A 25,283-nucleotide genomic window follows, 5' to 3' on the forward strand; every position below is an offset into this window, starting at 1 on the left:
GAATAACGCTCTGCTATCGCGCTGCCAAGTTTATCGTCTAGAGCCGCTGACACCTGAGCAAATCAGCGCCGTATTGCAGCGCGCGCTATTAGAAGACAATATCCTTAAAAACCTAAAAGTTGATTTGCAAGCGCAAGAGACGATTAGCCAATTGGCACACGGTGATGCCAGAAAAGCGCTCAATCTATTAGAGCTTGCCATTCAAACGGCGGATAGCAAGCAATCGCCATTAATTATCAATGATGAATTGGTCGCCCGTGTCGCCCAAACGGCGCTGGTACGCTACGATAAAGATGGCGAGCAGCATTACGATATCATCTCGGCCATGATAAAATCTGTACGCGGCTCAGACCCTGATGCGGCGCTATATTGGATGGCGCGGATGCTGGTTGGCGGCGAACCTGCTGATTTTATCGCGCGGCGCTTGGTTATTTTAGCCAGTGAAGATATCGGTAATGCCAATCCTAATGCCCTACTCCTTGCCGATGCTGCATTGCGTAGCGTACAGTCTATCGGCATGCCAGAAGCGCGCATTATCTTGGGGCAAGTGGTGGTTTATCTGGCGACCAGCGCCAAGAGTAACAGCACTTATAAAGCCATCAATGCGGCAATGGCCTTGGCAGAAAAAGACGCCTCGCCTGTGCCGCTGCATTTGCGTAATGGCGTGACCAAATTGATGCGCAATCAGGGTTATGGTGAAGGTTATGTATATCCGCACAATTATCCCAATCATTATTATCCGCAAAGCTATCTGCCGAACAATTTAGTCGGCACCAGTTTTTATGAATTTGCGGACAATCAGCGCGAGCAGCACAGCAAGCAGTTTATGGACTGGCTAAAAACCCAAGCAGCCAGTAATGAATAACAGCATATTTGCTTGCTCCATTGATAATACTTATCGCTATTTTTAAGCGATTAATGGACATATTGGTAAGATGACGCAGCACAGTAGGGTGAAAAGCGTTAAAATGGCCTCATAATGATATATACAAGTCGATTGAGCACAGCATTTTATTGCTGTTATTTATAGGGTTATTCTATTATTAAGCCACGCCATGCTTTATCACAGCGCTTGACACCCTCTGCTGCTACAATAGACAAATAATAATTTAACCTTATCATCAAACCCATCTATACATAATAAAATATTGAGACTTCCTATGAGTTTAAATACGATTCCTGAGATTATCGAAGACATTCGTGCTGGTAAAATGGTCATCTTGATGGATGACGAAGATCGCGAAAACGAAGGCGATATCATCATGGCCGCGACCCACGTGCGCCCTGATGATATCAATTTTATGATTACCCACGCTCGTGGTTTGGTTTGCTTAACCTTGTCAGAAGCACGTTGCCAACAGCTGGCATTGCCGCTAATGTCCGACCGTAACGAGGCAAAATTTAGCACCAACTTCACCGTTTCTATTGAAGCGGCTGAAGGCGTGACCACAGGTATTTCTGCCGCTGACCGCGCTCGTACCATTCAAGCAGCGGTGTCTTCTTCAGCAAAACCAGAAGATATAGTCCAGCCTGGGCATATTTTCCCGATTATGGCTCAAAACGGTGGCGTCCTGCACCGTGCCGGTCATACCGAAGCAGGTTGTGATTTGGCGCGTTTAGCTGGGTTGGAGCCAGCAGCCGTTATCGTTGAGATCATTAAAGATGATGGCACAATGGCGCGCCGTGATGACCTTGAGATATTTGCCAAAGAGCATGGTCTTAAAATCGGGACAATTGCTGATTTGATTAACTATCGCATCGCCAATGAGCAAACGGTCGAAGAAGTCGAGTCCCATCCGTTTGAGACCGAATACGGTACCTTTACCTTGCATCGTTTCCGCGAGTTTGGCGCAGACGAAACTCATTTGGCTTTGGTAAAAGGCGATGTTAGCGAAGGCGTCAGTACCGTTCGTGTGCATGGTTTTCATCCCTTACGTGACTTGTTTGCGGCGAAGAATGACACCACTGGTCGTAGCGGTTGGAGCGTACGCTCAGCCCTAGAAGAAATAAACAATTCAGAGCGCGGCGTGTTGGTTTGGATCGGCAATCATCAGCCGATTGACTTGGGAGAGGCGCTGGATAAAGCGGCTGAAAATCAGTCCATGTCTACCATCGCTCAGCAGCCTTATCGCAGCATCGGGGTTGGCGCGCAGATTTTACGTCATTTGGGCGTGCGTGATATGCGCTTACTGTCGTCACCGATGAAGTTTTATGCGCTGTCAGGTTTTGATTTAAATGTAGTAGACTTTATTCATGCGCCTAAGCAAAAATAAAGCCTAGAAATTAAAAAGCACAGCAACATAAAAAAGGCACGCTAATATCATTTAGCGTGCCTTTTTATTTTTAACGGTTTGTAGATAGCTACTTTTTTAGCATTATCATCTAATAATATTAACCGCTTAATAAATTAGCCGATTTTTTTAAATTTTCTAAGGTATTTAAAGTCTGGGCGTATGATTAAATTTTGCCTCCAGTTTCAATAAACGCTCACGCTCCTCATTGCTCCACGGCAATTTATTCTTACCATCACTGTCTAAACGGACGATAACGGCATCAGCGGTCGCGACAATCGCTTCTTGAGCGCAGCTATAATAGCTATATTCCATCACGATACTGGTATTGCCCAAGCGCTGACAACGCACGCCTAATAATAACGTATCGGGATAGGTCACCGGGCGTAAATACTGACAGCTTGATTGCGCCAATACTGTCACCATACTGCCATCAAACATACCGAGCGCTTGCAGATAGCCAATCCGTGCTGACTCCGCATAACGATAATAGACCACGTTATTTAGATGATTAAAGGCATCCATTTCGCCCCAATGGATCGGCTGCTGATGAATGATTGGATAATGCGCTAGCTCGCTAGGACGGCTGTCATCTACGCCATTATTATTTACGTTTGTGTGTTGTTCAAAAGCACTCATCACTGCATTTCTCTTATTTTTTTATAGAATTTCAAAAACGACAATTAACGCTTAGGCTTATCTAAAATTTGCGTGGTCAATAATGGCGTTGGCTGTGGCGCCGTGGCAATCAGGCGATCTAACCAGTCAACAACTTCTGCGATATTATGAGGGGCAGATTTGGTTTGACTACTATTTTGCTTAGAAACGGCGTTGTTTGTTGTTTGAGCGTTTTTATTATCGGTAGCGGATTTTGACGCAGACGTATCTACTAGAGTTTGTAGCTGTTTACGTGCTTGACGCAGATAGCCAATCAGCTGATCTTTTTCACGCATATTGCTTGCTTGACTGGCAAGGTTTAAAGTCATAATCACTTCATGAATGATAAGCTCTTTGCGGGTTACGCTGACATCGTTAGCGCTAGTATTAGGCGCGTCAGTTACACGAGCAGGACGCTGATAACTGTGTAAAAACTCTTGGATATTTTGAATGGCTAAGTTTTGTAACTGCCAAGGACTCGGCTGCGAGCTTCTTGCTTGCAAGCGTTCAATGTCTTTCATCAAACTTTGCTTGATCACCACGGTAAGCGCAGGGGCAATCTCATTACTGCTTTGAGACAGTTGCCAATGCAGACCGCGCAACAAGTCAATCGCCGCACTCTCATTATTATCCGCCAACAATCTATCGGCCGCCTGTATCTGAATGCGCAATAAGTCGAGCTGATTTTGGGCTTGGCTACTAGCAGCGACGCGCGGCTCTGGCAGCGTCTGCTGACTCATCGCAAAGATGCGATCGTCCATCTCATTTAGGCGGCTGACGACTTGCTCATTACTTTGCAAGCGCTCATTTATACTGCGCTCAAAGCGCTGCTGACTGATAAAAAACCACAGCAAAGCAGCAATAAGCAATAATATGACCAGCCATTGCAAACGCACCAAAAACATATTTGCTTGCCGGCGCTGCTGAATAGCAGAAGGTTCCTTAGCTAACGAGTCAGAATTCATGGACATAAGGCGGCACCGTTGGTGAGTAATTTTTTAAGCAAATATAAAATAAATGGCTTGAGAAAAGGAAGTGTTTTTTAACTGCAATCGACGAGCGGTGTATGGATTGCCGCAACAATGGTTTCGGGCGCCAAATCTTCTACCCGCCAATAACTTAAATCCTGACCAGCAACCATATTAACTAAGCGCTCGCCTAGTACGACATAAGCAAAATCGTTGAGTTGCAGCGGCGCATGGTTTGGCTTTTCTGCATTTGCTTCTTGCCCTAAATCCTGTGCTGCCACCTCTGTAACAATCGCTTGCCAATGCTCAAACGCCGTGCCACTACTGACAATCACGATAGGTTTTGGCTGCTCAGACTGTTGGCTAAGATACTGGGACTGCCACTCTTTATACTGCGCCATAGCATCATTGGGCATTTTGCGCTCATACCAAGCAATACTATCGATATGGACACCGCGCGCCTGTAAGGTATTGACCAATAAACGCCGCCCGCCAAGCCCGCGCCATACCAACAGCTTATCGCCTGCTTTTAAACTTTCGATTTCCGGCATCGCTAACATACCCTCGTTATTGGCAATCAGAGGCTGCAATACTTGATAATTCGTCGCATTGAGTTTGGCGTCATTTAATACCGCTGCAGTCGCCTCTCCTACCGCTATCAGATGGCTTGGTGCTGTTGAACCTTTAAGGCTAGCGTCTTTTTGCACGCTATTATTTACCTCAGCCAATTGAGCTTGGCGCTCATGCTCAAGCGCCTGCCAAACGGCTAAGCCAGAAGCTGCTGCTGTCGGACTTACAATAACCAGCGCCTGATAGTCACCGGCAAACCATTGGCGCATCAAAGCCATGTCTTGCTCGGTCGTTGGCCGCGCCTCTAAGGACAACATTGGTATATCAACCACTGAAAATCCTGCCGCTTGCAAATGATTGGTCAGCGGCGCCGCACGCTCAACTGGACGCGTATTGATGACCCCTTGTGGCAGCGATGCTTGCTTATTAATGGTTTGGTTTGAAGCAGTAGACTCAGAGGATGACCAAGACATAAACATACCGTGACAGAAGTTTTGGAAAGTAAGCTTACGCATACAGTCATTGCAGCGACTTTATGCGTAACTGGACAGCGACATTTTATTGTTATGCAACTTAAAAGTTCTTTTTTAAGCTTTATTTAGATTGATAAATGGCTGATAAAATATCACCCGCACCAATCTCTAGTAACATCTCAGCGACTTCAATACCTAACTGATTGGCTTGCGCTTCTTGCTCAGCTTGGCTGCCGGTTAAGGTCAGGCGTTTATCAGCTTTGAGTAGCTCGCTACCGTCTTCTTGACCGACGCGGCCGCGTAGCCATAATACATTACCATTGTCGTTATTACCGTTTTGGCCATTGTTTTTGCTACTGCTATCGTCGTCTGCATCAGCCATTTGTAACACAGCATAAGCGGCAATCGGTACTTGGCAACCGCCTTGTAAATGACGGTTTAATGCACGCTCAGCGATAAGACGGATACGAGCTTTGTTATCGTTTAACGGTGCCAGCAGTTTTAACACTTCGTCATCACCTTCGCGGCATTCAATCGCAAGTGCCCCTTGCCCAACGGCTGGCAAGCAAACATCAATAACCAACTCACTACGAATGCGCGCATCATGCTCGATACGCTGTAAACCACTGGTTGCTAAGATAATAGCGTCATACTCGCCGGCATCGAGCTTACCTAAGCGCGTACCAACGTTGCCGCGCAGGGTCTTGATTTGTAAATCGGGACGATAGGCTTTGATTTGACATTGACGACGTAAGCTTGCGGTACCAACCACCGCGCCTTGCGGCAACTCATCGATATTATGATAAGTATTCGATACAAAGGCATCGGTTGGCGAAGCGCGTTTACAATAAACACCAAGCGTCAAGCCTTCTGGCAACTCCATCGGCACGTCCTTTAAAGAATGTACCGCGATATCTGCCTGCTTATCATATAACGCCTGCTCAAGCTCTTTAACGAACAAACCCTTACCACCAATTTTAGCCAGCGGCGTATCCAAAATCTTATCGCCTTTGGTGACAATTTTTAGCAGGTTAATGGTCAGCTCAGGATACAGCGCCAGTAGGCGGTCACGAATGTGCTCCGCTTGCCATAATGCCAGTGGACTTTGGCGGGTGGCAATATTTAAGGTAGTCAAAGCAGGTTGCTGCATGGTGCTCATAAAAGGCCTCAATAGATTCGATATAGAATCGCGTTACTGAATAACAGTTACTTAACGAAAATTGCTCAACAACGGTCGTTCAACAACGAAGGATTCAGTATCTTTACAATAATGCGAATGTAGCATTCAATATAAACGTTAAATGTCTTTAAACTGAATGCTACAAAAAAATACCCCTATTTAAGCATAAATAAGGGTTTGATGATATGGCAGGATTATTTCAACAGATTACTGCGCTTGCTGCTTAGTGCTTTCTAGGATGGTTTACCTGTAGACAGTTTGCCGTTACATATTTTGAATTTTTTCACGTAATGCTGGTAGATGACGGCGACTGACTGCTAAAGTTTCATCAATACCTTTAAAGTGCAGCTGAAACTGTCCGGCATCGAGTGTTTCTAAAAAATCTAGATATTTAATATTAATAATGGCGTTGCGATGGACGCGAAACAATTTGCCTTCAAATTCTTGCTCAAGCTCTTTTAACGTATCATCAATAAGTACAATGCCGTCTTTGTGGCGTACTTTGACGTACTTTTGATCGGCAGTAAAATAATAGATGTCTTTGAGCTCAATCAGCTCCACACCGCGATGCGTACGCGCGACGATATGTTCGCGCACTGGGCGCGCGGTTGGATTCTCAAGTTTGCGAATCTCGTTTAATTGCGCGGCATTGAGATTGGTGGCTTTTTTTAGCGCATCGAGTAATTCATCTTTGTTGGCAGGTTTTAACAGATAACCGATGGCGTTGGCTTTGAGAGCCGCGATGGCATAATGGTCATACGCCGTGACAAAGATAATGGCGGGTGGATGGTTTAACGTTGCAAGCTCTTGCGCGCACTCGACGCCATCCATCTCTGGCATGCGAATGTCGAGCAATATAATGTCTGGTTGCTCAGATTTTACGGCGATAATGGCCTCTATACCCGTTTTTGCTTGGGCAACCACCTCATGACCTGACTCTTTGACTATTCTAACCAAACGCTCGCGAGCTAAGGGCTCATCATCACAAACAACAATCCGCATTCAAACTCCTTTATAAGTGCCTACTTATAAATCTTTTAAAGTATTAATAACCTATCAATCTTTAACACTCATCCCTTAGTAAGAATGCAACTCCCTACTTAAGTTATAAACCAACTGCCATACTTGTGCAAGCCACGAATCTAACTTTGCCGTTTAAATGCTTTAGCCCTGCATAACAGCTTAGACGGTGCAATAAATATGCCACGATAAATGCTTGGCGATAATTGGCTCATGCATAGCAACTAGAGCAACTGTTTTAAAGAACAAGAATTATAAACTGACATCTTGCAGCGGATAGCTAATATTAGTAAGAATTTGTTTATTCATAATGCTGCTTTGAATGTCGGCACTTTGACCAAAATAGGCGCGCAGACGTTGCGCTTGAATCATAAAATCCATATGTTGGCGCAAGTCATGGTTAATCAACAAGGCTTTTTTCGGCAGCTGTACGCTAATAGTAATGTCGACCCGATGCTGCAACCAACTAACTTTAATATCAATATAAATGGTTTCGGTGGTCATCCTAATGACGTTCACCAGCATTTTTTCAATCACGCTTTGTAAGGTTAAAGCGGTAATCACCATGTCATACATGACGTCTTCTTTTGGCAACTGCCAGTTTACTATCAATTTATCTGCCAAGCGGATGGATTCAATGGCCAAATAATGCTCACACAGGGCAATCTCTTCTTCAAAGCTGATCTCACGCGCGCCATTAAAACTGGCACGAAATAGCGCTGAGACGTGCTGCAATAAAACAGCGGCGCGCTGCGGCTCAGACTCAATCAGCGACATCAAAGTATTGATGGTATTAAAAAAGAAATGCGGTGCTAGGCGAGCTTTTAACACATCATTTTGGGCGCTCAATTTTTGCTCGAATGAATGCTTTAGCGCATTTAGCTCACGATAACGGCGTAAAAAAAACAACAAGGTGGCAACGGTAAATCCGGCGGCTATCACCGTATTAAACACAATGATTGAGATAAAGTCCGCCAAGTTATAGTTAAACCAGCCAGCGTTTATCATAATTAGCAAGGCCAACGCGACGGTCACCGCCGTGGCAGTAGTCAAAATGAGTAAAACATACATACTGACGGTCGTTACGCGTAAGCCTTTAAAAACTGGACGTAGATAATCGATGAGATAAAAAGATGGTATCAAGGCCAAGCTGGTTTGGATAAACCTCGCCATAAACTTGATGATAAACTGCATCTCATTAACCACGCTATGACGATCGACGATTGCCACAAATAGCGACCAAAAAAAGATTGCCAGCAGCCATTGCCAAGGCTTCATCATCTCCATGAGCTTGGGCATAAAAAACTCTAAGCGCTCCGCTAGTAAGGCAACCTCATCATTTGCTATACTTGAGTTCTTATTCTCTTGACTTGTCTTGAACTGATATGAACGCCAACTCTTCAAATAGTATTAATCCTAATTCAAATAAAAATTCATCTACTCCTGATTCTAGCATAGATGCTTCTATAACCAACACTCCTGCGCCGCAAAGTGCTACAAGTGGTCAAGGTCAGCAGATGTGGGGCGGGCGCTTTAGTGAAGCGACTGATAGCTTCGTTGCCGCCTTTACCGCATCCGTCGGCTTTGACCAACGCTTTGCTCGTCACGATATCCAAGGCTCAATCGCCCATGCAACCATGCTGAAAGAATGCGGCATTTTAAGTGCTGATGAGGTTGCAACCATTATCGATGGTTTACAGCAAGTGCTGCGCGAGATTGAAGCCGGTGAGTTTAACTGGTCGGTTGCGCTTGAAGACGTACACATGAACGTCGAATCGCGCTTGACGGATATCGTCGGTGCGGTTGGTAAGAAGCTACATACTGGACGTAGTCGTAACGATCAGGTTGCGACCGATATTCGTCTATGGTTGCGTGAAGAAACCGACAATATCATCGCGCTACTAATACGTTTGCAAAGTGGTTTATTAGATTTAGCGGAGCAGCATACCGATACCATCATGCCAGGCTTTACCCATCTGCAAACCGCGCAGCCAGTCAGCTTCGGTCATCACGTGATGGCATGGTTTGAGATGTTATATCGCGATACCGAGCGTCTGGTAGATGCACGCCGCCGTATCAATCAGATGCCGCTTGGTAGCGCTGCCCTTGCTGGCACAACCTTTCCGATTGATCGCACCATCACAGCCAAATTGCTAGGTTTTGACGGTATTTGCCAAAACTCTTTAGACGCTGTCTCAGACCGTGACTTTGCCATTGAGTTTACCTCGGCAGCTTCTATTTTGATGATGCATATGTCGCGTATGAGCGAAGAGATTATTTTATGGATGTCAGCGCAATTTAACTTTGTGCAAATACCAGATCGCTTTTGTACTGGCTCCTCTATCATGCCGCAAAAGAAAAACCCTGACGTACCAGAGTTGGTTCGCGGTAAAGCAGCACGGGTTTTTGGTCAATTGATGACATTATTAAGTCTGATGAAAAGTCAGCCGCTTGCCTATAATAAAGACAACCAAGAAGATAAAGAGCCGCTATTTGATTGCGTCGATACTTTGACAGGTTCGCTACTCGCCTTTGCCGATATGCTACCGAATATTACTCCGAATAAGAAAAACATGCGCGCCGCCACCATGAAAGGCTATGCGACGGCGACTGATTTGGCAGACTACTTGGTTCGCCGCGGCGTTGCTTTCCGTGATGCCCATGAAGTGGTCGGCAATGCCGTTGCTTTGGGTATTCGCGAGGGTGTTGATTTGAGCGATTTGTCATTGGTGCAGTTGCAGCAGTTTAGCGCTGCTATTGGCGATGATGTTTTTGACTACCTAACGCTAGAAGGCTCATTGGCCGCTCGTGACCATTTAGGCGGTACCGCGCCAAATCAAGTCAAACAGGCGGTGGTTAATGGACGTGCGCGCCTAAAAGCGTTTCCTTAAAAGCTTTTTTCAAGCTGAAGCCAGCAATAAAACTGTGCTTTAAAACCAGCGCTTTTGTCTAACACCTGCCATTGCGCGGGTGTTTTTTTGCCAGCATTAGATAGATTTGATGTTACCTTCTCTACACCTGATACGCTTTGCTAAATCGTGCAAGCGCGTTATGATAGATTACCAATATTCGACACGATAAGTTAATACCCCTAATTAATGAGGATTGCCTGATGACTGAGACTTTTAATCCACAAGCCAATACCGTATTTTGCCGCAAATATAAGCAAGAATTGCCAAAAATGCCGCATCCGCCATTTCCTAATAAAAAAGGTCAAGAGCTACAAGAAACCGTCTCTGACAAAGCTTGGAAAGAATGGCTTGAGCAGCAAACCATGCTGATTAACGAAAACCATCTCAGCATGATGGATCCTGAAGCCAAGAAGTTTTTAACTGAGCAACGCGAGAAGTTTTTGGACAACGAAGACTATGAGCGCGCTCAAGGTTGGACGCCAGAAAAATAATATGCATGATAATTTTTATTAATTAAAAAGAATGTCATTAATTGAAAAACTGTCACTGATTAAAAGACAGTGATTACATTAATGACATTAAAATTGCCTCTCTACTAACAAACGGCAAATGACTAGGCATCATCCCTATAGTTTGTTAGTATGAGACTGATTTACAACACTGACAGACTCGGGGTGCGGTGTATGACAAGCTTAGTTTATAAGCTATTTCATACATTCGCTGAGAGATCACCCGCCGAACCTGATGCGGTTAGTACCGACGCAGGGAAGTCTTAAGACGATACTCTATATACAAAGGGCGCGCAGAAATGCCTTTTTATTATTGCTGATACTTCATGTGCTAGCGTTTTTACACGGCCATGAGGCAAGCAATAAAAAGCGGCGCCTACCAATCATTTAACAACCGCATTAGATTCATTTTCAATGAAAGTTGAATTTAAGAATAGTGCACGTTTTTGATGATTGAATTTGTCTATCTTGCATCGTCTTGCCCCGCAGCTACTGGCGGTGTTGCTTTTATTCAAAAAACCAACACGCTAGGACAGCATATGACAACCTCAACCCTACCTCCAAAGACCCAACAAAACGCCTCTGTAAAAAAAACCGACGCCCTAAAAACGCCTGCCCATCGTACCGCCAATGATGCTCGCTTTGAAGAAGACGCCCGCGACTTACACCGCATCTTACCCGCTTCTAAAAAAGTCTATATCGAGGGCTCACGACCCGATATTCAAGTACCGATGCGCGAAATCACCCTTGACCCTACTCCGATACAAGGGATAAGCGAGTCCGAATGGGAACAAAACCCACCATTTTATGTTTATGATACCTCAGGCGTTTATACCGATCCCAATGTCGAGATCGATTTGACCCGTGGTTTGCCCAAATTGCGTGAAGGTTGGATAGCTGAGCGCGGTGATACCGAGCAATTAAGCGGCTTATCAAGCTCATACGGACAAGCACGCGCCCGTGATATCAGTACCGCTAATTTAAGATTTGCGCATATCGACAAACCGCGTCGCGCTTTAGCAGGAAAGAACGTCACGCAAATGCATTACGCGCGTCGCGGCATTATTACGCCTGAAATGGAATATATCGCCATTCGTGAAACGCAAAAGCAGCACGAACTGACCGATATGCGCCAACATGACGGCGAAAACTTCGGTGCCAACACGCCAAAAATCATCACCCCTGAGTTTGTCCGTGATGAAGTTGCCGCTGGACGCGCCATTATCCCCAATAATATTAATCACCCTGAATCTGAGCCAATGATTATCGGGCGTAATTTTTTAGTGAAAATTAACGCCAATATCGGCAATTCAGCGCTCGGCTCATCTATCGATGAAGAAGTGTCAAAAATGACCTGGGCAACGCGCTGGGGCGCCGATACTATTATGGATTTATCGACCGGTAACCATATCCATGAGACCCGTGAATGGTTGATTCGCAACTCACCAGTGCCCATCGGTACCGTGCCGATTTATCAAGCCTTAGAGAAAGTGGATGGCGTTGCCGAAGATTTAACGTGGGAGATATTCCGCGATACGCTTATTGAGCAAGCGGAACAAGGCGTTGATTACTTTACCATTCATGCCGGTGTACTGCTACGTTATGTACCGCTAACTGCCAATCGCTTGACGGGCATCGTCTCGCGTGGCGGATCTATCATGGCGCAGTGGTGCCTTGCCCATCATAAAGAGAGCTTTTTATATACGCATTTTGAAGATATCTGCGAAATTATGAAGCAATACGATGTGGCATTTAGCTTAGGCGATGGTTTGCGTCCCGGCTGTTTGCAAGATGCCAATGACGAAGCACAATTTGGTGAGCTGCGTACCCTTGGTGAGTTGACCAAAGTCGCTTGGAAGCATGATGTACAAGTGATGATTGAAGGTCCTGGACACGTAGCCATGAACCGCATTAAAGAAAATATGGACTTGCAGCTTGAGCTGTGTGCGGATGCGCCTTTTTATACGTTAGGGCCATTAACGACTGACATCGCACCCGGTTATGACCATATTACTAGTGCTATTGGCGCAGCGATGATTGGTTGGTTTGGCACGGCGATGCTCTGTTATGTGACGCCAAAAGAGCACTTGGGTTTGCCCAATAAAAAGGACGTCAAGGACGGCATCATCACTTATAAAATCGCCGCTCATGCTGCCGACCTTGCCAAAGGCCATCCGGGCGCACAAGCACGTGACAATGCCTTGTCCAAAGCGCGTTTTGAGTTCCGCTGGGATGATCAGTTTAATCTGGCGCTCGACCCTGATACGGCGCGTGAATATCATGACGAAACACTGCCAAAAGACGCCCACAAGTCTGCGCACTTTTGCTCGATGTGCGGACCGAAGTTTTGCTCGATGAAAATCACTCAAAACGTACGTGAGTATGCTAAAGGTTTAGATGCAAAAGAAAATCTAAGCGCAGACGTCATGAGTGCAATTGAGATTGCGCAAGGTATGGCAAAGATGACCGAAAAATATAACAATGAAGGACGTCAACTGTATAAAGAGGTTTAAGTAATTAACGTTAATCCTTAATTCACAAAAAAGCGCTACTTATAAGTAGCGCCTTTTATTGCAAACAGTTTTATCTTTATAGTAGATTAAATCTTTGACGCTTCGTAAATCTCTTTAATAGAAGTATTAATCGTATCAGCAAACTCTGCGTCACTTTGTTGCTTACTTAAGCCTTCGGTAAAAGCACGCGAGAAGCTCGCAATCATACCGGGGTTTTGTTTAAGCTTTTCACAGGCGTCATGACGACTATAACCGCCTGATAGTGCCACTACTTTTAGCACTTTTGGATGATCAATCAGCTCTTGATAAAATCCGTCTTCTTCAGGCAAAGTCAATTTTAGCATCACTTGATGATCGTCGTCTAAAAACTCAAGATTGTGCAAAATACTGGTTTTAAGGATGATCTCGCAGTCATGCTTTTTGCTACTGTTGATATCCACTTCTGGCTCAACGATTGGCATAAAACCTTTAGAGAGAATTTGTTTTGCGACATCAAACTGCTGCTGGACGACAAGCTCGATACCATCGACACTTGGCTCATAAATGACTGAGCGCATCTTGGTGCCAAATACCGGATAATTTTTTGCCTTATCCAGCAACAAGTCTAGATTGGGCATCGGACGCATCACCTGTACGCCGTTCATGTGTTCAGCCAAACCCTTATCTACCTTTAAAAACGGTACGATATTTTTATCTTCCCATAGGTAATTGGCGGTCGGTTTGCCATTAACCTCGCGCTCCATGGTATCTTCAAATAAAATCGCGCCGAGCACACGCTCATTATCAAAGGCATCACAAGTCATGATACGCGCGCGCATCTCATGCACCAAATCAAACATCGCCTCGTCATTGTCATAAGCATCGCCGCTGACGCCATAGTTCTCTAATGCCTTTGGTGTGCTGCCACCACTTTGATCAAGCGCGGCGATAAATCCTGAGCCATTTTTTATACGCTGTAGTTGTTTTTCGTATTCCATTGAATGGGTATCCTATCCTAATTAATAAGGGTCAAACGTTATTATAATAAGTCAATCAGCCCTCAACCGTGTGAGCCTGACTGTCAGTTACCTTATCATAGGACATGCCACCTGCCTATTACTGATAAGTTAAAATTTTGTCTATTTCACAGTGACAAGATTAAAGCAAAAACAATACCGCCACACAGCCAATCGCCAATAATAAACCGACCATATTGATACGATTAAGGCGCTCTTTAAATACGCCTACTCCAATTAAAGTTGCCACCGCAATCACGCCGACGTTCATGCCTGTAAAGACGATACTTGGCGACTCAGACAATACTTGATGAGCGCGCACATAAGCATAGATATTGCCCATATTGAGCGCGCCGAGTAATAATCCTGCGCTAAGGGCATTGCCCTGCCAGCGCACGCGCATGCTAAGCAGGTAAACGAGCAGCAGCAAACCTGCCAGCCCAAAGGTCACAAGCAAGGTTAAAGGAAACGCCGCGCCTTGCTTGGCAACTTGTTTAAACAAAATATCAATCACGCCGTAACCGAGCCAAACGCCGAATAGCCAGAGCGGCGTCTGCTTTGCTTGGCTATTTATAAGCCCGTGCTGCGGACGATAAACCAAAGCACCGAGCGCCAAAAACCCTAACAACAGACCAAATATGCGCGTACCCGTTAATACTTCGCCAAATAATAAAAAAGCAGCAACGATAGGAATGATCAGTGATAAACGTTGAGCGGCATCGGTGGCGACCATGCCGACCGATTCAATCGCCCGCCCAAGAATAATAAATACCGCCGGTAATAACACCCCAAGCGCAATAATGATGCCCCATGCTTTGCCAAGTGCGCCGATACTACTGACATCTGGTTTTAATAACAGCCAAGTTAATAAAAATGCCACGGGATATCCCGCCACGATGGTTTGGCGAATATCGATATTTTTTTGGCGTAATATTTTTAAAAGTACGGAAACAGCGACGCTACAGAGCACCGCTATCGTTAAATACATCATCAACTTTATCCTTGTTAAGTCGCAACTTTGCGCGTTTATTATTTGTATGAGTAAGCAAATACTCATTCATTAGCTGATTTTTCGATTATTAAAAGGGTATAGATAGAGGAAAGCAACAAACCAAAAGAAATGATGGAATGTAACAAAATATTTCATCTACAGCAATCTAATTATTGTGCGCTCTACCTGCCAGCTTACAATTAGCATGCAGGCATAAGGACGAATTTTGTTAAAATAACCAGCAATCCTAATAACAAAAGTAACGATTCACGATAGCGCTTGACGGCGTTTATCTTGGCGTACGGCTATGAATGCTCCCTGACTGCCTATGAATGCTCTATTTCGCTTTTTTGAAACTCGTCTGCCCGCCTTTCCTGAGACGCCTATGCCGCTGCCCTCGCCGCGTGATGGTATGCTCAAATTTATGTGGGCATGTACCAAAGGGCTACGCGGTTGGCTATTGCTATTTATGATTTTGTCTGCTGGTATCGGTATCTACGAAGCGATGCTATTTGCGTGGATTGGCAATATCGTCGATTGGCTTGGCGTTTATACGCCGCAAAATCTGTGGGCAGAAAAAGGCGATATGCTGCTTTTGATACTGGCCGTGATGATTTTAAGTCCGCTTTGGATTGCCCTATCGTCATTTATCCATTTTCAAACCTTGCAAGGCGTCTTCCCGATGCAGATGCGCTGGCGTTTTCATCAGCGTATGCTTGGGCAATCGATGCAGTTTTATCAAGACGAATTCTCTGGTCGCGTCTCTGCTAAAGTGATGCAAACGGCGTTGGCCGTACGCGATACCGTGATGACGGTCACCGACATGTTTATGTACGTCGCCGTTTATTTTATTACTTCTGGCATTATTTTATTTAATTTAGACAGCTTATTATTGATTCCATTTATTGTGTGGTTTGTCTTGGTGTGGCTGGCGATGTGGTATTTTATTCCCAAACTTAAACAAACGGCGATTGTACAGGCCGATGCCCGCGCGTTAATGACGGGCCGCATCACTGATGCTTATGCCAATATCATGACGGTCAAACTGTTTAGCCACTCGCGCCGCGAGCTCGATTATGCCAAAAATGCCATGGGACAGTTTTTGGGTACAGTCCATGCGCAAATGCGCTGGGTCAGCTACCTTGAGATATCAACCCACTTAATCAGTGTGATTTTGGTCAGTAGTACGGCCGGTATCGGAATTTATTTATGGCAACAAAGCGCTGTTGGTGTTGGCGCAATTGCCGCTGCCACGGCGATGGCGCTGCGATTAAATGGCCTGACGCGCTGGATTATGTGGCAAACTGCTAGCCTGTTTGAGAGTATCGGGACAGTACAAGACGGGATGCGCACCTTATCTGCGCCGCAAACCATCGTTGATAAGCCAAACGCCGCTATCCTTAAAGTCAGCGATGGTCGTATCGTTTTCGACCATGTCGATTTTAGTTATGAAGGCGAAGACGATGCCACAGGTTTAAACAAGCATAAATCAGGCCAGCCTCTAGATAACATGAATGAAGATGCTGCTATTCCTGCTGCGGATTCTGCAGCGGGAACTTCATACGCCAAGCTATTAGATAACTTTTACTTAGATATCAAACCGGGCGAGAAAATCGGTCTGGTTGGGCGTTCAGGCGCTGGTAAATCAACCTTGGTTAATCTACTCCTGCGCTTCTTTGATGTTGATAAAGGGAAAATCTATATCGATGGGCAAGCGATTGATGATGTTACCCAAGAGTCGCTGCGTCAGCAAATCGGTATGGTCACCCAAGATACCTCATTATTGCACCGTACTGTGCGCGAAAATATCGCTTACGGTCGTCCTGACGCAACCGATGAGGAAATCATTACAGCTGCTAAGCAAGCGCAAGCGTGGGACTTTATCAAAGATTTATACGATGATAAAGGCAATACCGGTCTTGATACCCAAGTCGGCGAGCGCGGCGTTAAGCTCTCTGGCGGTCAACGTCAGCGCATCGCTATCTCACGCGTGATGCTAAAAAATGCGCCGATTTTGTTACTGGACGAGGCGACCAGTGCGCTTGATTCTGAGATTGAATTTGCCATTACTGAAAGCCTAAACGATATCATGACCGGCAAAACCGTGATTGCGATTGCGCATCGATTATCGACCATTGCCGCGCTAGATAGATTGGTGGTCATGGATAAAGGCCGTATCATCGAGCAAGGCAGTCATGATGAACTACTGGCATTAAATGGCGTTTATGCGCGCTTATGGCAGCGTCAAAGTGGCGGCTTCTTAGGCGAAGACAGCTAATTGAAAGTTAACAATAAAATGTAAGATAACGGTTAATAAACCGCCACAAGGAAGTGTGATTTTTATGGAAACTTTTACCAAGCGTATTGATATCGATGGCAAGCAAGCGCGCTATTATGACTTAGAACAATTGAACCAAGCTGCAAATCAAGCAGACAAACCAAACCACCATAAACGCCCGCCTGCCCATTTTTATGGCGGTAACAGCTTTACCGTTGGTACTTACGCACCGTTGTTAAATGAGCTCGCAACAGAGTTTGATTTATCGGCATTAGCGCTACGTGGCTATTGGTATGATAAACCGCAAGCGCCGCGTCTGACCCGCGAGCAAGATGCCGATTTATTGATTGAGTTTTTGGAAAAAACTCAAGACGCCCCTATCGTGGGGATCGGGCATTCGCAAGGCGCAACAGCGACCGCCATAGCAGCAGCGAAACGCCCCGATTTATTCTCGCAGTTATATCTTATCGAGCCCGTCACCTTTACTAAAAAACAAGCGACACTTTATAACTTACTACCACGTAAAATGCTGCTAAGCCGTGAACCTTTTAAAAGCACCCTAACCAAGCAAATTACATGGGCAAGTATCGATGATTATTATGAGCATTTGCGCGCGCAACGGGCTTATAAACGTATCAGTGATGAGCACTTAAAAGTATTTGCTGAGCAAAGTTTGATAGCCAATAATAATGGCAGCTATAGCTTGATGTTTGCCCCCGAGCAAGAGCTTGCCAACTATTTTGGTGCGCCTCATATCGATGCAGCATTAAAAAAACTCAGCTGTCCTTATACCTTAATCACTGGCAAACCGACTTTATTTATCAATAATAAAGTACGCAAACAATGGCAAGGATTTGTTCCCGCAGATAGCATTATCTCTTTGCCAGATTACGGTCATCTTTTGCCAATGGAAGCACCTGAATTGTGCGCGCAAATTATTAATGAACATTATGAAAGCAATAAATAAGCCGAGCGATATGGAATGTAGGATATACGGGATATGAGTAATGAGCGACCTTTTTGCCCCTGCGCCAACCGATAATTTATTGCCTTATGATGGCAAGGTAAATGATTTAGGAATCGTGATTGATTACCCAAGCGCCCTATATTATGCCTTGTTGACGACGCTACCTTGGCAATCTGATATTGTCACTTTATTTGGTAAGACCCACGTCACAACGCGCCAAATAGTATGGATGGGCGACAGTGCTGCCAGTTATCAATATTCTGGGCACAGGCGGCAAGCCATTGCATGGACAGACTCGGTGTTTCATGTGAAACGTCACGTTGAGCACCAGTTGTTGAAAGTCGGGATCGACGTCGATTTTAATTCTTGCTTGCTGAATTATTATCCATCCGGCGACGATGGTATGGGGTATCACGCCGATGATGAGAAAGAGCTTGGCGAGCAGCCGATTATCGCCTCTTTGTCACTCGGTGCGACGCGCAAGTTTGTTTTAAAGCATAAAAAAACTCAAGATAAAGTCGAGCTTTATCTTGAGTCCGGTCAGCTTATCGTCATGCATGGGGATACGCAAAAATATTGGAAGCATACTGTCACTAAGACAAAAACAGTTTCAGAGGGACGTATTAGCTTAACCTTTAGACAAATGATATTAGATTAGGCGGGTTTGGCTTAATTTAAGCAACTCTGCCTTAGCTTGCTTTGAGCACAATCTTGCCAAAGGTATCGCCTTTTTCTAGCTCGCGGTGCGCAGTAACTACTTCAGACAATGGATAGGTTTGCTGAATTTGTAAAATTAGCTTGCCGTCAGCAACATCTTGTAAAACCTTTACCATATCTACGCCATTTGGCTTTACCGCGTAGCCGTCGACGCTCAAGTTTTTATTACTACCAGCATCTTTTAGTTTATCAACCCAAATGGTCGGTAGCACTTTAACGCGACCACCAGATTTGAGTGTGCTCAAAGCGCGCACGCCGGCATCGTCACCGACCAAATCCATCAGCACATCGGCTTGTAAATCAGGAAAATCTTGGTCTTTAGTATAATCTATCCAACCTGCCAACTTACTTTTATCTATCAAATCGTCAAGTTTGGCGTATTTTTCTGGTGAGCAAATAATCGTGACTTTGATATTATCCGACGCTACCTTTTTCAGTAAAAACTGAATCGCTAAATGTCCAACGCCGCCCGCTGGCGCGTTTATTACCACGTGTTCACCGTCTTTAATGTCGGCAAACTCGACAAACTGTAGCGCCGTTTGCCCGATACAAGGCAATGCTCCTGCTTGCTCTAATGTCACTGCCTGTGGTACTTTTGCCAGTAAATCTACGTCAACAGCCACGTATTCAGCGTAGCAGCTGCCATCAAAACTAAGGGCCGCGACGTCATCTCCAATGGTAAATTTATCGCTATTACTTTTGACCACCGTCCCTGCAACATCAAAGCCTAAAATAGCGGGCTCATCTTTATCAAAGTTATCTTTTTGAATGGCATCGGCGCCCCAGCCTTTACCTTGACGGGTTTTATAATCGACGGGATTGATACCAGCATAAGCAACTTGTATTAATACTTGGTTGTCCTTTAATGCAGGCATAGCCACGCCGTCTTGATATGTCATGACTTCAGGTTCGCCAAACTCGCGTATCTGTACGGCGTGCTGCGTCGTTGGTAGGTGTTTATCAGACATGATTTTTCATCCTTGTATTATTCTAATTTCTCTTTTTCGGTTAGTTTCTTACTTGTTATCCATTAACTGATAACAGCAATTCATAACAATGCTAACTCTGCACTTAACGGCAGATGATCTGATAGCGTTGACCACGGCTTACCCGTATGTACCCACGCGTCTTTTACCCTTAGATTGCGCACATAGATGCGGTCTAGACTGAGCACAGGCAGTTTTGCTGGAAAAGTCGGCAGCAATTTGCCATGACAATGCTTAAAAGCTTCGGTCATCCCTAAGCTTGAAGCGAGCCTGTCACAAGACATTTTTTTCCAGTCGTTAAAATCACCTGCCAAAATCAGCGGCTGATCGGCAGCAATCTCATTACGCACATAATTGGAGATGGCTTCGTACTGCTTGATACGGTCGCGCTCAAAGAGGTTTAAATGGGCGCATAACACCACCACTGGCATCTCCCACCCTAGCGGCTGCACTTCACAGTGCAAGACACCGCGCTGCTCAAGTTTATTCACCGTAATATTGACGTTATGTTTTGGGTCTAGCGGAAAGCGGCTGAGTACCGCATTGCCATGATGACCGTTTTCATACTCTGAGTTTTTGCCATAGCTGTTTTGCAGTTGCAGATATTCACCAAACCATTCGTGCTGCGATTGGTCAGGGTATTCGTTGTATTGCATATTACGTTTAAGGTTTTGCCCCTGCACTTCTTGCAGGCAAAGGATATCTGATCCAATGATATCAAGCGCTTGGGCGATACCCTGTATCTTGACTTGGCGATTCATCGGCGACATGCCTTTATGAATGTTGTAGCTGGTTAAAACAAAAGAGGTGGTATTAGTCATAAATTTATCAGTTATAAACTCAGTATGGATAGCGTAAGGGTGAACAGCGTTTTATTAAAAAATTATCAAATGACACCAGTCATTAGATAAACGTAAACCTAAGTTATTATAAAAAAGAGCATTGATTCATATCGAACCAATGCTCCCATATTATACCTAAGTCGTAACGATGGCTAACTCATTAACGAATAGCAGCCATCACTTAGTAGCGTGTTACTAGAGCAATTGGCTGATCTTCACCCATCAGCTCCTGCGGCATGAATACGGCTTTGCCACCATTATGGATGACGTGTTCAATGATTTCACCAACCGCATCATCAGTAACGCCTTGAGCAGTCGCATCATCAGCCATGCTTAGAGTCTGCGCCGCTTCATCGATCATAGCCGGTTGCATGTAACCGCGACGGACATATAAAGTCTCGCCAACACCTTGGAAGGCGCTGCGGTACACTTCCTGTAAATCCGTTTGCAGCATATTGGCACCGCGCGCTTTGTCAATTTCACCCATAGCTGCTTGATGTAATGACGAGCGATAATTTTCGACCGCCTCTTGTACGCTATCAATGATATGCTGCGCGCTACCTTCTTCTAAATTGGTAGCATTTGAAACAGTAGCAATAATATTATCTGGACGATCACAAACATCTTTATAATAACCGATATTTTTGGCATCGCCAACGATGACTAAAGGCATTTTATGCTCGCCCCATAGCTCTTGGACGCTCTTATCTACTTGGTTAAAAAATTCTTTTAGATAGCTACTCTCATTGTTTGCTGAGCGATCAGAGCCGGCATCACCCGTTGTATATAAACCATTATTTTCTACAGGAAACGGAATATTTTCCATATTGTTTTGTGCGTCAGTATCTTGGTCAAACTCTTTGACCACACGGTCGTTAGACGCTTCAATCAAGCGCGCCTTATCACGCGTCAGTACCACCGTATAATAATGCACGGCACTGGCCATATCACGCACCAAATCACGTGTTGCAAATCTATCAGAGATGATCACGCGCTCTTTGGTATCAATAGGCATACGGACGATTTGAGCATCATCAGTGCTAGCAAATATGGCTAAGGTATCTAAGTTATAGTTGTGATTCAGGTCACTGGTTTTATTCTGGATATTTTCTAAAATAGAGGTGGCGGTACTTTTGTCGTACTCGTTGTTTAGGCGCTCTTCGACGACTTTTAATTGGTTTTTTAGGGCGATAGGATCTTTTTGATTGTCAGGATGCTCACGGTGGGTTTTGACAAAAATACTGACCGCTGGATTGGCTTTGGTCTCACGTAGACTTTTAAGAGTTGCTTTCATAAATACTGCTCCTTATTTTATTATCATTGGTTGGTATCGCAAAGTTCGTCATAGAATTTGAAAATTATTTTTAATAACTGCCTTGTATTTAATTTATTATATTAAGTCCTTGTATTACTAAGATGCTAACAACTTACCCTCACTCCCTGTAGGGTTAATTTGCAAGTAAATGATGACGCTTTGTAAGTGAAACTTAGCTAACTATCAGTCATATCGATAATTGGCGCCGGGTTATTATCCAATTGGACATTTCTAAAAATCCCACTTATAAAATGAACACTCTAAAACCAACTATAACGCTAGCTTGTATTTCAATCGCATCATACCCATCTTTTAGATAACCTTTACTTTAAATTACGTCTTAAACTACGTTTTAAATAACGTTCATAGCACTTTATCTAAATCATAATAATTTATTCATTACTAACAGACCTTGACTAACAGACATTGGATACCTTTCTTTATGAACTCTATTGCTCCAGATTTACACCTTGTTGATTTTTCCAGTACCACACCTGATACCTTACAAAGCCAGGTCATCAGTGCTATCGATGCTGCCAACCGTTTTTTAGATGAGATGTCGGCAGCTAGCAAGCTTAGCGCTGAGCAGGCGTTGGCAGAGGTCATGAGCTTTGACCATATAAACCTGGCGTTGGATCGTAGTTGGGGGATTTTGTCGCATCTTAATAGCGTGATGAGCGGCGATGATATTCGTCATGTGCATCATGAATTGTTGCCGAGACTTTCCGCTTATGGCACACGTGTTGGTCAGCATCAGCCATTATTTAGTCGCTATCAAACTATCGTCAATGATACCGCGTTTTTTGCCGCCCTAGAGCCAGCACGAGCACGTGCCATCGAGCTTGCGTTGCGTAGCTTTGAGCTATCAGGTGTGGCACTGCCAAAAGCTGAACAGGAAAAGTTTGCTGCAATCCAAAGTGAGCTATCAACCTTATCGGCAACGTTCTCAGACCATATCTTGGATGCTACTCAGGCGTATGCCTTACCGCTTGAGCAAGGCCAATTAGCAGGGTTAACTGAGAGTGGTTTGGCGCTATTAGCGGACGCAGGCGAACAATATAAAGCGCGCGAAATGGCTAGCGGCGCACTGACCCAAGCCGATGTCGATGCGTTGCCGACGCCTTATTATGTGGCAAGCTTAAATATTCCCGTTTATCTTGCCGTCATGACCCATGCTGATGATCGCAATCTACGCGAGACGCTGTACCATGCTTATGTGACCCGCGCCTCTGAGTTTGATGCGCATACCAATGCCAAAGGTGAAGCGCTCAATAACGCCGATATCATGAGCCAAATTTTGCAATTGCGCGCACAAAAGGCCAAGTTATTAGGTTTTGATAATTATGCTGAAGTGTCACTGTCGACCAAAATGGCAGATAGCGTCGTAGAAGTTGAAACCTTTTTACGCGATTTAGCCACGCAAGCAACCCCAGCCGCTAAGCAAGACTTAGCTCAGCTACAAAAGTATGCGCAGGCTTATGGTATTACTGACCTACAGCCATGGGACAGCGCTTATATTGCCGAAAAAGTAAAACAGAGCAAATTTAGTTTATCGCAAGAGGAGATACGTCCTTATTTCCCACTACCGAAAGTGATTAGCGGCTTATTTACGATCGTTGAGCGCCTATACGGTATCAAAGTACAAGAGCACAGTGAGTCTGTGTCGCGCTGGCACGATGACGTGCGTTTTTATCAATTATTTGACGCCGATGATCACTTGCTTGGTGGCTTTTACTTTGATTTATTTGCCCGTAGCGGTAAACGCGGCGGCGCCTGGATGAGCGGTTTTCAATCACGTTATACCTATGCGGAGCAAGACCATCAGCAGTTACCGGTCTGCTTTATGGTCGGCAACTTCACCCCTGCCCTCGATGGTAAACCAAGCCTATTGACTCACGATGAAGTACTGACCTTGTTCCACGAATTTGGCCACGGTTTGCACCATTTACTCACCCAAGTCACCGTTAGTGATGTCGCTGGTGTGAATGGCGTTGAGTGGGATGCAGTCGAGCTACCTAGCCAGTTTATGGAAAACTGGGCGTGGGATGCCGAAGGGATTGCTTTAATAAGTAGCCATGTTGAAAGCGGCGAACCCTTGCCAAAAGACAAACTTGCCGCTCTGTTGGCGGTCAAAAACTTCCAAAGCGGCATGCAAACCTTACGTCAAATCGAGTTTGCGCTTTTTGATTTGTTGATTCATGCGCAGACGCCAGCCCTTAATTATGAGGGTATCTTGGCGACGCTAAACGCCGTGCGCGATGATATTGCGATTATGCAGACGCCAGATTACAACCGTTTTGCTAATGGTTTTAGTCATATCTTTGCTGGGGGTTATGCCGCCGGTTATTACTCGTATAAATGGGCGGAGTTATTGTCTGCCGATGCATTTAGTAAGTTTGAAGAAGAAGGTATCTTTAACCCAACTACCGGCAAAGCCTTCCGCGAGACTATTTTATCGGTCGGTGGTAGTTTCCCTGCTAAGACCAACTTTGAAAACTTCCGCGGTCGCAGCGCCAGTATCGATGCTTTACTACGGCATAGTGGTTTTGACAATGCTAAAAATGACATTGCTAAAGATGATGATGCTGCCACTGCTAAAATTAACGTTCAAACGACGCGCGAGGTCATCTAAATGCGCTATCAATCATCGACGCCAAAGCGCCGGTTTTTAGCGGGCGTTCGCTGTCCTAAATGTCAGGCGATGGATGCAGTGATGCAAGTAAATATCGTCACACCCGAACCCGACGAATACATCGAATGTACTAAATGCGGGCATACAGAGCACCGCCCCGATCCCGACACTATCAGTGCTAAAAACCATTTAGAAGATCAGATTGTTCGTGATGCCATGTCGACAGGTACCAGTGGTACAGTCAAATTCAAGCCATAAGCAATAAAATCTGTATCGTCAAGTCCTAATAACACCTAGCCTATCTACCAATAGATAGGCTTTTTATTTTGAGTTTGCTATAGTATGCCTACTTATATTTTTGACATAAATCGACCATTGTATGAATAAAAAACAAACACCGCCTTTATCCGTTAAACCATTAAAGAAACAACCAGTGAAACGACGCAATAAATGGTGGCCAATTATTA

Annotated in this window: 21 protein-coding genes and 1 riboswitch; of the genes, 10 read left to right on the forward strand and 11 right to left on the reverse strand. The window is 44.9% G+C overall.

What is annotated here, in order from left to right; genetic code table 11:
- Positions 1-865 (forward strand): replication-associated recombination protein A (locus V7D75_RS01415; RefSeq protein ID WP_333613108.1); only part of this gene is annotated, 865 nt, incomplete at its 5' end.
- A 295-nt stretch (positions 866-1,160) separates the two neighbouring features.
- The gene (ribBA, locus tag V7D75_RS01420; RefSeq protein WP_068407844.1) at positions 1,161-2,273 is read left to right on the forward strand and encodes a bifunctional 3,4-dihydroxy-2-butanone-4-phosphate synthase/GTP cyclohydrolase II; all 1,113 of its coding nucleotides are present in this window, start codon (positions 1,161-1,163) and stop codon (positions 2,271-2,273) included.
- Between the two features lie 165 nt (positions 2,274-2,438).
- Here the strand turns inward: ribBA and V7D75_RS01425 are convergent, their stop codons facing one another.
- The 6 genes from V7D75_RS01425 to V7D75_RS01450 form a co-directional block, all read right to left on the reverse strand.
- Positions 2,439-2,930, reverse strand: a complete 492-nt coding sequence (locus tag V7D75_RS01425; RefSeq protein WP_333613109.1) for an acyl-CoA thioesterase — start codon at positions 2,928-2,930, stop codon at positions 2,439-2,441.
- 44 nt (positions 2,931-2,974) lie between these two features.
- Positions 2,975-3,919, reverse strand: a complete 945-nt coding sequence (locus tag V7D75_RS01430) for a hypothetical protein (protein ID WP_333613110.1) — start codon at positions 3,917-3,919, stop codon at positions 2,975-2,977.
- 71 nt (positions 3,920-3,990) lie between these two features.
- Complete coding sequence (locus V7D75_RS01435) at positions 3,991-5,001, reverse strand: uroporphyrinogen-III synthase (protein WP_333613111.1); 1,011 nt, start codon at positions 4,999-5,001, stop codon at positions 3,991-3,993.
- A 79-nt stretch (positions 5,002-5,080) separates the two neighbouring features.
- Positions 5,081-6,118 carry a hydroxymethylbilane synthase gene (hemC, locus tag V7D75_RS01440; RefSeq protein ID WP_333613112.1) on the reverse strand — a complete coding sequence of 346 codons (1,038 nt, stop codon included), beginning with the start codon at positions 6,116-6,118 and terminating at the stop codon, positions 5,081-5,083.
- A 285-nt stretch (positions 6,119-6,403) separates the two neighbouring features.
- The gene (locus V7D75_RS01445; RefSeq protein WP_333613113.1) at positions 6,404-7,141 is read right to left on the reverse strand and encodes a LytR/AlgR family response regulator transcription factor; all 738 of its coding nucleotides are present in this window, start codon (positions 7,139-7,141) and stop codon (positions 6,404-6,406) included.
- 270 nt (positions 7,142-7,411) lie between these two features.
- Positions 7,412-8,458 (reverse strand): sensor histidine kinase, encoded by a 1,047-nt coding sequence (locus V7D75_RS01450; RefSeq protein ID WP_333613114.1) that lies wholly within the window; start codon positions 8,456-8,458, stop codon positions 7,412-7,414.
- 218 nt (positions 8,459-8,676) lie between these two features.
- Here V7D75_RS01450 and argH point away from each other — a divergent pair, with 218 nt between their 5' ends.
- From argH to thiC, 3 genes are all read left to right on the forward strand, one after another.
- Positions 8,677-10,050 carry an argininosuccinate lyase gene (argH, locus tag V7D75_RS01455; RefSeq protein WP_333613156.1) on the forward strand — a complete coding sequence of 458 codons (1,374 nt, stop codon included), beginning with the start codon at positions 8,677-8,679 and terminating at the stop codon, positions 10,048-10,050.
- Positions 10,051-10,271: 221 nt separating this feature from the next.
- Positions 10,272-10,562, forward strand: a complete 291-nt coding sequence (locus V7D75_RS01460) for an oxidative damage protection protein (protein ID WP_068407860.1) — start codon at positions 10,272-10,274, stop codon at positions 10,560-10,562.
- A 169-nt stretch (positions 10,563-10,731) separates the two neighbouring features.
- Positions 10,732-10,856, forward strand: a riboswitch (TPP riboswitch).
- Positions 10,857-11,119: 263 nt separating this feature from the next.
- The gene (gene thiC, locus V7D75_RS01465) at positions 11,120-13,093 is read left to right on the forward strand and encodes a phosphomethylpyrimidine synthase ThiC (RefSeq protein WP_333613115.1); all 1,974 of its coding nucleotides are present in this window, start codon (positions 11,120-11,122) and stop codon (positions 13,091-13,093) included.
- A gap of 86 nt (positions 13,094-13,179) precedes the next feature.
- Here thiC and V7D75_RS01470 read toward each other — a convergent pair whose 3' ends face one another.
- Together V7D75_RS01470 and V7D75_RS01475 are read right to left on the reverse strand one after the other, a co-directional pair.
- A complete protein-coding gene (locus V7D75_RS01470) occupies positions 13,180-14,070 on the reverse strand; it encodes a fructose bisphosphate aldolase (RefSeq protein WP_333613116.1) in 891 nt (296 codons plus the stop codon).
- A 160-nt stretch (positions 14,071-14,230) separates the two neighbouring features.
- Positions 14,231-15,079, reverse strand: coding sequence for an EamA/RhaT family transporter (locus V7D75_RS01475; RefSeq protein WP_333613117.1), 849 nt, complete (start codon positions 15,077-15,079; stop codon positions 14,231-14,233).
- 328 nt (positions 15,080-15,407) lie between these two features.
- On the opposite strand from V7D75_RS01475, the gene V7D75_RS01480 reads away from it, so the two are divergent.
- The 3 genes from V7D75_RS01480 (at position 15,408) to V7D75_RS01490 (ending at position 18,982) form a co-directional block, all read left to right on the forward strand.
- A complete protein-coding gene (locus V7D75_RS01480; protein ID WP_333613118.1) occupies positions 15,408-17,357 on the forward strand; it encodes an ABC transporter ATP-binding protein in 1,950 nt (649 codons plus the stop codon).
- Between the two features lie 64 nt (positions 17,358-17,421).
- Positions 17,422-18,324, forward strand: a complete 903-nt coding sequence (locus V7D75_RS01485) for an alpha/beta fold hydrolase (RefSeq protein WP_333613119.1) — start codon at positions 17,422-17,424, stop codon at positions 18,322-18,324.
- A 40-nt stretch (positions 18,325-18,364) separates the two neighbouring features.
- Positions 18,365-18,982: an alpha-ketoglutarate-dependent dioxygenase AlkB family protein gene (locus tag V7D75_RS01490; RefSeq protein ID WP_333613120.1), complete on the forward strand. Its 618-nt coding sequence runs from the start codon at positions 18,365-18,367 to the stop codon at positions 18,980-18,982.
- Positions 18,983-19,013: 31 nt separating this feature from the next.
- On the opposite strand, the gene V7D75_RS01495 is transcribed toward V7D75_RS01490, so the two are convergent.
- From V7D75_RS01495 to V7D75_RS01505, 3 genes are all read right to left on the reverse strand, one after another.
- The gene (locus tag V7D75_RS01495; protein ID WP_333613121.1) at positions 19,014-20,009 is read right to left on the reverse strand and encodes an NADP-dependent oxidoreductase; all 996 of its coding nucleotides are present in this window, start codon (positions 20,007-20,009) and stop codon (positions 19,014-19,016) included.
- Between the two features lie 80 nt (positions 20,010-20,089).
- The gene (locus V7D75_RS01500) at positions 20,090-20,848 is read right to left on the reverse strand and encodes an endonuclease/exonuclease/phosphatase family protein (RefSeq protein ID WP_289047923.1); all 759 of its coding nucleotides are present in this window, start codon (positions 20,846-20,848) and stop codon (positions 20,090-20,092) included.
- Between the two features lie 202 nt (positions 20,849-21,050).
- A complete protein-coding gene (locus tag V7D75_RS01505; protein ID WP_333613122.1) occupies positions 21,051-22,163 on the reverse strand; it encodes an AOC03_06830 family ribosome hibernation factor in 1,113 nt (370 codons plus the stop codon).
- 463 nt (positions 22,164-22,626) lie between these two features.
- On the opposite strand from V7D75_RS01505, the gene V7D75_RS01510 reads away from it, so the two are divergent.
- Together V7D75_RS01510 and V7D75_RS01515 are read left to right on the forward strand one after the other, a co-directional pair.
- Entirely contained in the window at positions 22,627-24,816 is a 2,190-nt protein-coding gene (locus V7D75_RS01510) for a M3 family metallopeptidase (protein WP_333613123.1), read from the forward strand.
- A complete protein-coding gene (locus V7D75_RS01515) occupies positions 24,817-25,074 on the forward strand; it encodes a YheV family putative zinc ribbon protein (protein WP_333613124.1) in 258 nt (85 codons plus the stop codon).
- The last annotated feature ends 209 nt before the right edge of the window (positions 25,075-25,283 follow it).

It is taken from the genome of Psychrobacter sp. (assembly GCF_036731945.1).
Lineage (GTDB): Bacteria > Pseudomonadota > Gammaproteobacteria > Pseudomonadales > Moraxellaceae > Psychrobacter.